The organism is Saccharopolyspora elongata, assembly GCF_004348985.1.
Classification (GTDB): domain Bacteria; phylum Actinomycetota; class Actinomycetes; order Mycobacteriales; family Pseudonocardiaceae; genus Saccharopolyspora; species Saccharopolyspora elongata.
Window position 1 is genome coordinate 1 of the sequence record NZ_SMKW01000172.1, and the last position, 6,131, is coordinate 6,131.

Here is a 6,131-nt window from a genome sequence, read left to right on the forward strand (position 1 = left end):
CTCTCCCGCAACGCCCGGATCTCCCACGCCGAGTTGGCCCATCGAGTCCTGCTGTCCCGCAACGCGGTGCGCCAGCGCATCGAGCGGCTGGAACGGCAGGGACACATCCGCGGCTACACGATCGTTCGCGACGAGGACAGCACCACCGGGGATTTCGTGTCTGCGCTGGTGCTCGTATACCGGCAGGACCGCTTGCGCGGTGGGGAGGTCCTGGCCGCTCTCAAGCGCATTCCAGAAGTCGTCATCTGCGAGGTGCTCAGCGGCGACTTCGATCTCATGGTGCGGCTCGAAGCGCAGTCCCTGGAACGCATACGCGGCATCTGGGAGGACATCGCCCAGATGCCTGGCGTAAGCAACACGGTGACCGGGTTCGCGCTCTCTCGGGTGATTAACCGCCCGCGGAAGGAGCGCTCTGCGGAATCGGAACCATGAGTCCGACCGCCTGCTCTCGGCTGAGCAGGCCGGCCTGCTCGACCAGGTCCGCCACGCTGGATCCGGTTGCCAGCGCCTGCTTGGCGATAGCTGCGGCGGCTTCGTAACCGATGTGCGGGGTCAGCGCGGTCACCGAACCGACCGACCCTGCGACCTTGCTGGCCAGCCGTTCCTCGTTCGCGGTTATTCCCTCCACGCACCGAATTCGCAACGCAGCGCAGCCGCGGGTGAGCCACTCCGTCATCGTCAGCAGCAGGTGACCGATCAGCGGCTCGAATGCGTTGAGCTGGAGCTGGCCGTTCTCGGCGGCCATCGTGATCGAGACATCGCACCCCGCCACCGCATAGGCGATCTGGTTGACCACTTCGGGGATCACCGGGTTGACCTTGCCCGGCATGATCGAGGAACCGGCCTGGCGGGGAGGCAGGTTGATCTCCGCGAAGCCGCTCTGCGGACCGCTCGAGAGCAGCCGCAGATCGCTGCAGATCTTCGACAGCTTCACGGCCGTCCGTTTCAACACACCCGATGTATGGAGGAACACGCCGGTGTCGGCCGTCGCCTCGACCAGATCAGCAGCCGGCCGCAAGTCGAGCCCGGTCAGGGCACGCAGATGTCGCACGACCGCCCCGGCGTATCCCGGTTCGGCCGTGATGCCGGTGCCGATCGCGGTGGCACCGAGGTTGATCTCATGCAGCAGAGGCAGCGCCTCACCGATACGGGCACTGTCTTCTGCCACCGTGACGCCCATGGCGGTGAACTCCTGGCCTAGCGTCATGGGCACGGCGTCCTGGAGCTGGGTGCGACCGACCTTGACAACGCCGGCGAATTCTTGGCCCTTGGCACCGAACGCTTCCGAGAGCCGGCCGAGCTCGGACAGCAGTCCGCGCAAGGCCGTGCTCGTGGCGAGTCTCAGCGCCGTGGGATAGACGTCGTTCGTCGATTGGCAGCGATTGACGTCGTCCAGCGGGGAGAGCACGTCATAACGCCCCCGACCGTGGCCCAGGAACTCCAGGGCGAGGTTGGCGATGACCTCGTTGGCGTTCATATTGGTGCTCGTGCCGGCACCACCCTGGATGACGTCGACGCAGAACTCACCGTGGTGGCCACCGTCCTCGATGGCCTTGCAGGCCGCAACGATGGCGTCCGCCTTGCGCGGCTCGATAGCACCGATCTCCGTGTTCGCCAGAGCGGCAGCGCGTTTGACCGTGGAAAGGGCTCGCACAAGCACAGGATGGGCGGAGAGCGGGATTCCACTGATCTGGAAGTTCTCCAACGCACGGGCGGTGTGCACGCCCCAGTAAGCATCTGCCGGGATCAGCATGTCGCCCAGTGCGTCGGATTCAGTCCGGAATGCTGTCACCGCACGCCGTCCTTCTGGTTGATGCAGACCACCTTCGGCTGGGTCATCTCCTCGTAGGCGAAGCGCACGCCCTCACGCCCCATGCTGCCGTGTTTGAAGCCACCGAACGGCATCGCATCGAGGCGGTAGTCGGACGAATCGTTGATCATGACACCGCTCGCCTCCAGCAGTTGAGCAGCCGACAGCGCGCGGTCGAGGCTCCCAGTGAAGATCCCGGCGTGCAGGCTGAAGTCGACCTCGTTGGCGTGCTGGAGGGCATCATCGAAAGAGTCGAACGGCTGCAGGCAGACGACCGGAGCGAACGCCTCCTCCTGCCAAATGCTGCAGTCAGCGGGGACACCCTCCAGAACCGTCGGAGCGTAGAGGGAACCGTCCGGCTGGTTGCCGCACAGCAGAGTCGCTCCGTTGGCGATGGCGGTGTCCACCTTCGCCCGGGCTGTGCGGGCAGCAGCCGCTGTGATCATGGGTCCCACCTCGGTGCGCTCATCCGTCGGGTCCCCGACGCGCAACTGCTTCGTGCGGGCGACGAATGCATCGCGGAAATCCTCGTACACCTCGCGGGCGATCAGAATCCGCTGCGTACCGATGCAGTTCTGACCGGCGGCCCAGAAGGCGCCGGAGACGCACGATTCAACCGCAGTACCCAGATCGGCGTCTTCCATGACGACGACAGCGGCGTTCCCACCGAGGTCCATGGCGAGCTTCTTCAACCCGGCCGACCGGGCGATTGCCTCGCCGGTCGCGAAGCCACCCGTGAACGACACCATCCGCACCTCGCGGGCGGTGACGATCGCGGCACCCAGCTCAGCGTTGCCGTTGACCACCGTCACGACCTCCTCGGGCAGCCCGGCCTCGATGAGCATCTCGACCAGGTGGAACGCCGATAGCGGCGTGAGCTCGGAGGGTTTGAGGATGACAGAGTTGCCGCCGGCGATGGCTGGCCCGAGCTTGTGCGCGACCAGGTTGAGCGGGTCGTTGAACGGTGTGATGGCCGCGATGATGCCCAGCGGCTCCCGGGTGAACCACCCCGTTCGGTTCTCCGACCCTGGGAAGGCGTCGAAGGGGACCACCTCGCCGCTGTTGCGCCGAGCCTCTGCCGCCGACAACACCAGGGTGTTCACCGCCCGCGCGGTTTCCTTGCGGGCCTGGGTGATGGTCTTGCCCGCCTCGTTCACGATCAGCAGAGCGAAGAACTCCGCGCGCTGTTCGAGAAGTCGAGCCGCCCCCTCCAGCACGGCCGCCCGCGAAGCACGTGACATCGCCTGGGCACTGCGGCGGCCCTTGCGGGCGCGCGCGACGATGCTGTCGATGGCGGAAGCGTCCACAGTGTTCACGGAGCCGACGACATCGCCGGTGTAAGGATTGCAGACGGTGGACATGCCGTCGCCGACTGGGCACTCGGGTTTGAGGGCGATGTCAGCCATGGAGAGCCTCCTCGACAACGTGTCCACTCGAAGCGGCAGCGTCGTTCGCGTGTCGCTGGTGGATGGCGATGATGTCCGACAACAGGGCGTAGGCCGTCTCGATGCGACCGGCACCTGGACCGGAGACGGTGACGGTTCCGAGCAAATCGGTGCGGAAGGCGACGGCGTTGAGCGGACCGGCGATCCCGGCCAGCGGGTGGTCGGCGGGAAGGGCCATCGGCGCCACCCGAGCATCGACGCCACCGTCGGACCGGCGCGTGGCCGAGCCGACCAGCTTCCAGCGCAGTCCCTTGTCGACGGCGTCCTTGATGTCCTCCGCGGTGATCCCGGAGATACCTTCGCGGAAGACATCCTCGGGGCGCAGATCCGCGCCGAGGACCTCGTTGGCGAGGATCATGACCTTCAGCTGAACGTCATGTCCTTCGACATCGGCCGTGGGGTCGGCCTCGGCGTACCCCAGGTCCTGGGCCTCCTTGACGGCAGCTTCGAAGTCCGCGCCGTCTTCCACCCGGCCCAGGATGAAGTTCGAGGTGCCATTCATGATTCCCTCGACTCCGGTGATCCGGAGACCGCTGAGGAGGCGCTCTGCGGTGCGCAGGACCGGGGTGCCGCTGAGCACTGCGCCTTCAAACTCGATGCTGACGCCGTGCCGGACAGCGAGTTCCTTCAGTTCGCGGCCGCGCAAGGCAACCGGTCCCTTGTTCGTGGTGCACACGTGCTTGCCTGCTTCCAGGGCCCAGCGCACGTGCGACACGGCGGGCTCGCCGTCAGCAGGATTGGTGAACGTGGCCTCCGCAACGATGTCGGCAGGGACCTCTCGGATAACCCACTCGTTTCGCGGATCGGCGTTACCGCCCTCCATGCCGGCGAAAGCCAGCTCGCCAGGCCCGGTCGCCAGCAATGGCGCGAGGTCGATGCCCTCGACGTCGACCAGTGACCCGGCTCGCAGATCGGTGATCGCAACAACGCGCAGGGCGAAACCCAGCTCGTCGGCCAGCTCGTCACCACGCTCCGCGATCAGCTCGGCGAGCGCCCGATTGACACCGCCGAACCCGATGAGCGCAAGGTCATATCGCCTCATGTGATGTCTCCTCCGCATTCCACCGCGACTCTCGCGGTGCGACTACGCAAAGTCTCGCTGCAAAGGACGTCATCCGGACCATGTCGCAATGGCCGAAGAGCATGCCAATCTGCACTGGCTCGATGGCAATTCGTCTTCCTAGCCACGGCACCCGACGCTATCGGCGTACGCGCGTGGCCGTCCCTGAAGGCGTGAACCAGCAAGTCCGCTTTTCCTCGCCAGGCATGCAAAATGGCCCCGCCCAGCGACGGGGGATGCTGGGCGGGACCAAGTGACGAACGGCCGTTCTGCAGACTTTTCGTTGTGCCTGAGCTGGTCGGGATGCGGGCTCACTGCCGCGTAGTTCGGCTTCCTCGCAAAAGGAACTGCCGACTTCTAGAGCATGGCGTGCGTGGAATCTTGTCCATGGTCGGGGTCATCGTGCTTGGACGATCGTGGGGCGTTCTGCTGATCGGGAACGGTCGAGCTCACCAGCTTCAGTCCGATGACACAACCGACGATCCCCGTGATGAACAGCAACTTGGGCAATGAGACCGGTTCGTTCCCCCGCGCCACGGCGAGGACGACCGTCAACGCCGCACCGATGCCGACCCACACCGAATATGCGACTCCGACGGGTATCGCCTTCATCGCGTATGCCAGCCCGCCGAGACTGATGACAATACCGATGAGGAAGACAACCACCGGCCCGAGCTCGGTGAACCCGTTCGACTCGCCGAGCGCGGTTGCCCACACGGCCTCGAACAGGGCGCTGACAACGAGAATCAGCCAGGCCATCAGGCAACCACCTTCAATCCGATGACGCAGGCCACCAGCCCCGACAACAGCAGGGCTTTCGCCTGTGTTGCTTTCTCCTTCCTCGTTCCGAAGGCCCACAAAACGGTGAGCGCCGCGCCGGTTCCAGTCCACACCGCGTAAGCCGTTCCCGTGGGGATGTCGCGCATCGCGATCGAAAGACCTGCCAGACTCAGCACTGACGTGACGAGGAAGATGACTGACGGCCACAGTCGTTTGAAGCCACGGGATTCGGACAAAGCTACCGCCCAAGCGGCTTCCATGGCGCCGGCGACCAGCAGCACTATCCATGCCACGAGCAACGCTCCTTTCTCACGAACGAAGGTGAGCTGCCTATTCGGCTTCTCGGGTCAGTTGGCTCCGAACGTGGCGTCAAGAGCTGCCGAGAGGTCGGCGATGAGGTCGTCCGGATCTTCCAGACCAACCGAAAGGCGCAGGTGGCCGTACTTCTGGAACAACTCGGGGTAGTACTCCGAGCCACCCCGTGCCTCACCAGCGACGTGGACGATGAGCGACTCGTCGTGTCCAAGGGACACCGCGGAGGTGATGACCTTGAGGTTGGAGACGAACCGGTTCTGCGCGTCCGGATCTCCCTCCACGGCGAAGGCCATCATGGCGCCATACCCACGACCACCGAACTGCCGCAGAGCGACCTCGTGCTGAGGATGCGATCGAAGCCCCGGGTAGTAGACGTACGCGACTCGAGGGTCAGCCTCCAGGAAGGCGGCGACCTTCTCAGCCGAGCCGAAGTGCTGGCGCAAACGCAGTGGAAGCGTCACCGAACCGCGCATGATGAGCCAGGCGTTGAACGGCGAGATGGTGCCACCGACATCGACGAGCGCCTCGGACTTGATGCGCGAGACGAGTTCGCGGGAGCCGATCACGACTCCACCCATCGAGTCACCATGACCGTTGATGTACTTCGTCAACGAGTGGACGACGAGATCGACCCCCAGCTCGAGCGGCCGGAAGAACGGCGGCGGGGTGAAGGTGGAATCGATCGAGACGAGCGCCCCCTGCGCGTGCGCGATCTCCGCGA

At 65.2% G+C, this 6,131-nt stretch carries 7 protein-coding genes; 1 reads left to right on the top strand and 6 read right to left on the bottom strand.

Translation table 11 applies throughout. From position 1 onward, the window contains the following. The coding region (locus E1288_RS45725; protein ID WP_132495525.1) for an Lrp/AsnC family transcriptional regulator at positions 1–432 on the top strand (432 nt) is incomplete at its 5' end. Here E1288_RS45725 and E1288_RS45730 read toward each other — a convergent pair. From E1288_RS45730 to E1288_RS45755, 6 genes are all read right to left on the bottom strand, one after another. Next, a complete protein-coding gene (locus E1288_RS45730; RefSeq protein ID WP_235884291.1) occupies positions 389–1,753 on the bottom strand; it encodes an aspartate ammonia-lyase in 1,365 nt (454 codons plus the stop codon). The genes E1288_RS45725 and E1288_RS45730 overlap by 44 nt on opposite strands. Positions 1,754–1,788: 35 nt before the next feature. Continuing rightward, a complete protein-coding gene (locus E1288_RS45735; protein WP_207954940.1) occupies positions 1,789–3,243 on the bottom strand; it encodes an aldehyde dehydrogenase family protein in 1,455 nt (484 codons plus the stop codon). Next, a complete protein-coding gene (locus E1288_RS45740) occupies positions 3,209–4,297 on the bottom strand; it encodes a homoserine dehydrogenase (RefSeq protein ID WP_132495529.1) in 1,089 nt (362 codons plus the stop codon). The genes E1288_RS45735 and E1288_RS45740 overlap by 35 nt, the downstream gene beginning before the upstream one ends. 375 nt (positions 4,298–4,672) lie before the next feature. Then, positions 4,673–5,074: a DMT family transporter gene (locus E1288_RS45745; RefSeq protein ID WP_132495531.1), complete on the bottom strand. Its 402-nt coding sequence runs from the start codon at positions 5,072–5,074 to the stop codon at positions 4,673–4,675. Next, positions 5,074–5,388, bottom strand: coding sequence for a DMT family transporter (locus E1288_RS45750; protein WP_132495533.1), 315 nt, complete (start codon positions 5,386–5,388; stop codon positions 5,074–5,076). Before E1288_RS45750 ends, E1288_RS45745 begins: the two co-directional genes overlap by 1 nt. Before the next feature lie 54 nt (positions 5,389–5,442). Continuing rightward, on the bottom strand, positions 5,443–6,131 hold a 689-nt coding region (locus tag E1288_RS45755; protein ID WP_207954941.1), incomplete at its 5' end, for a trans-sulfuration enzyme family protein.

Excerpts from the sequence above, each read along its gene's own strand:
- E1288_RS45730 (WP_235884291.1), bottom strand. The coding sequence starts at position 1,753 with ATGCTGATCCCGGCAGATGCTTACTGGGGCGTGCACACCGCCCGTGCG.
- E1288_RS45745 (WP_132495531.1), bottom strand. The coding sequence starts at position 5,074 with ATGGCCTGGCTGATTCTCGTTGTCAGCGCCCTGTTCGAGGCCGTGTGG.
- E1288_RS45740 (WP_132495529.1), bottom strand. The coding sequence starts at position 4,297 with ATGAGGCGATATGACCTTGCGCTCATCGGGTTCGGCGGTGTCAATCGG.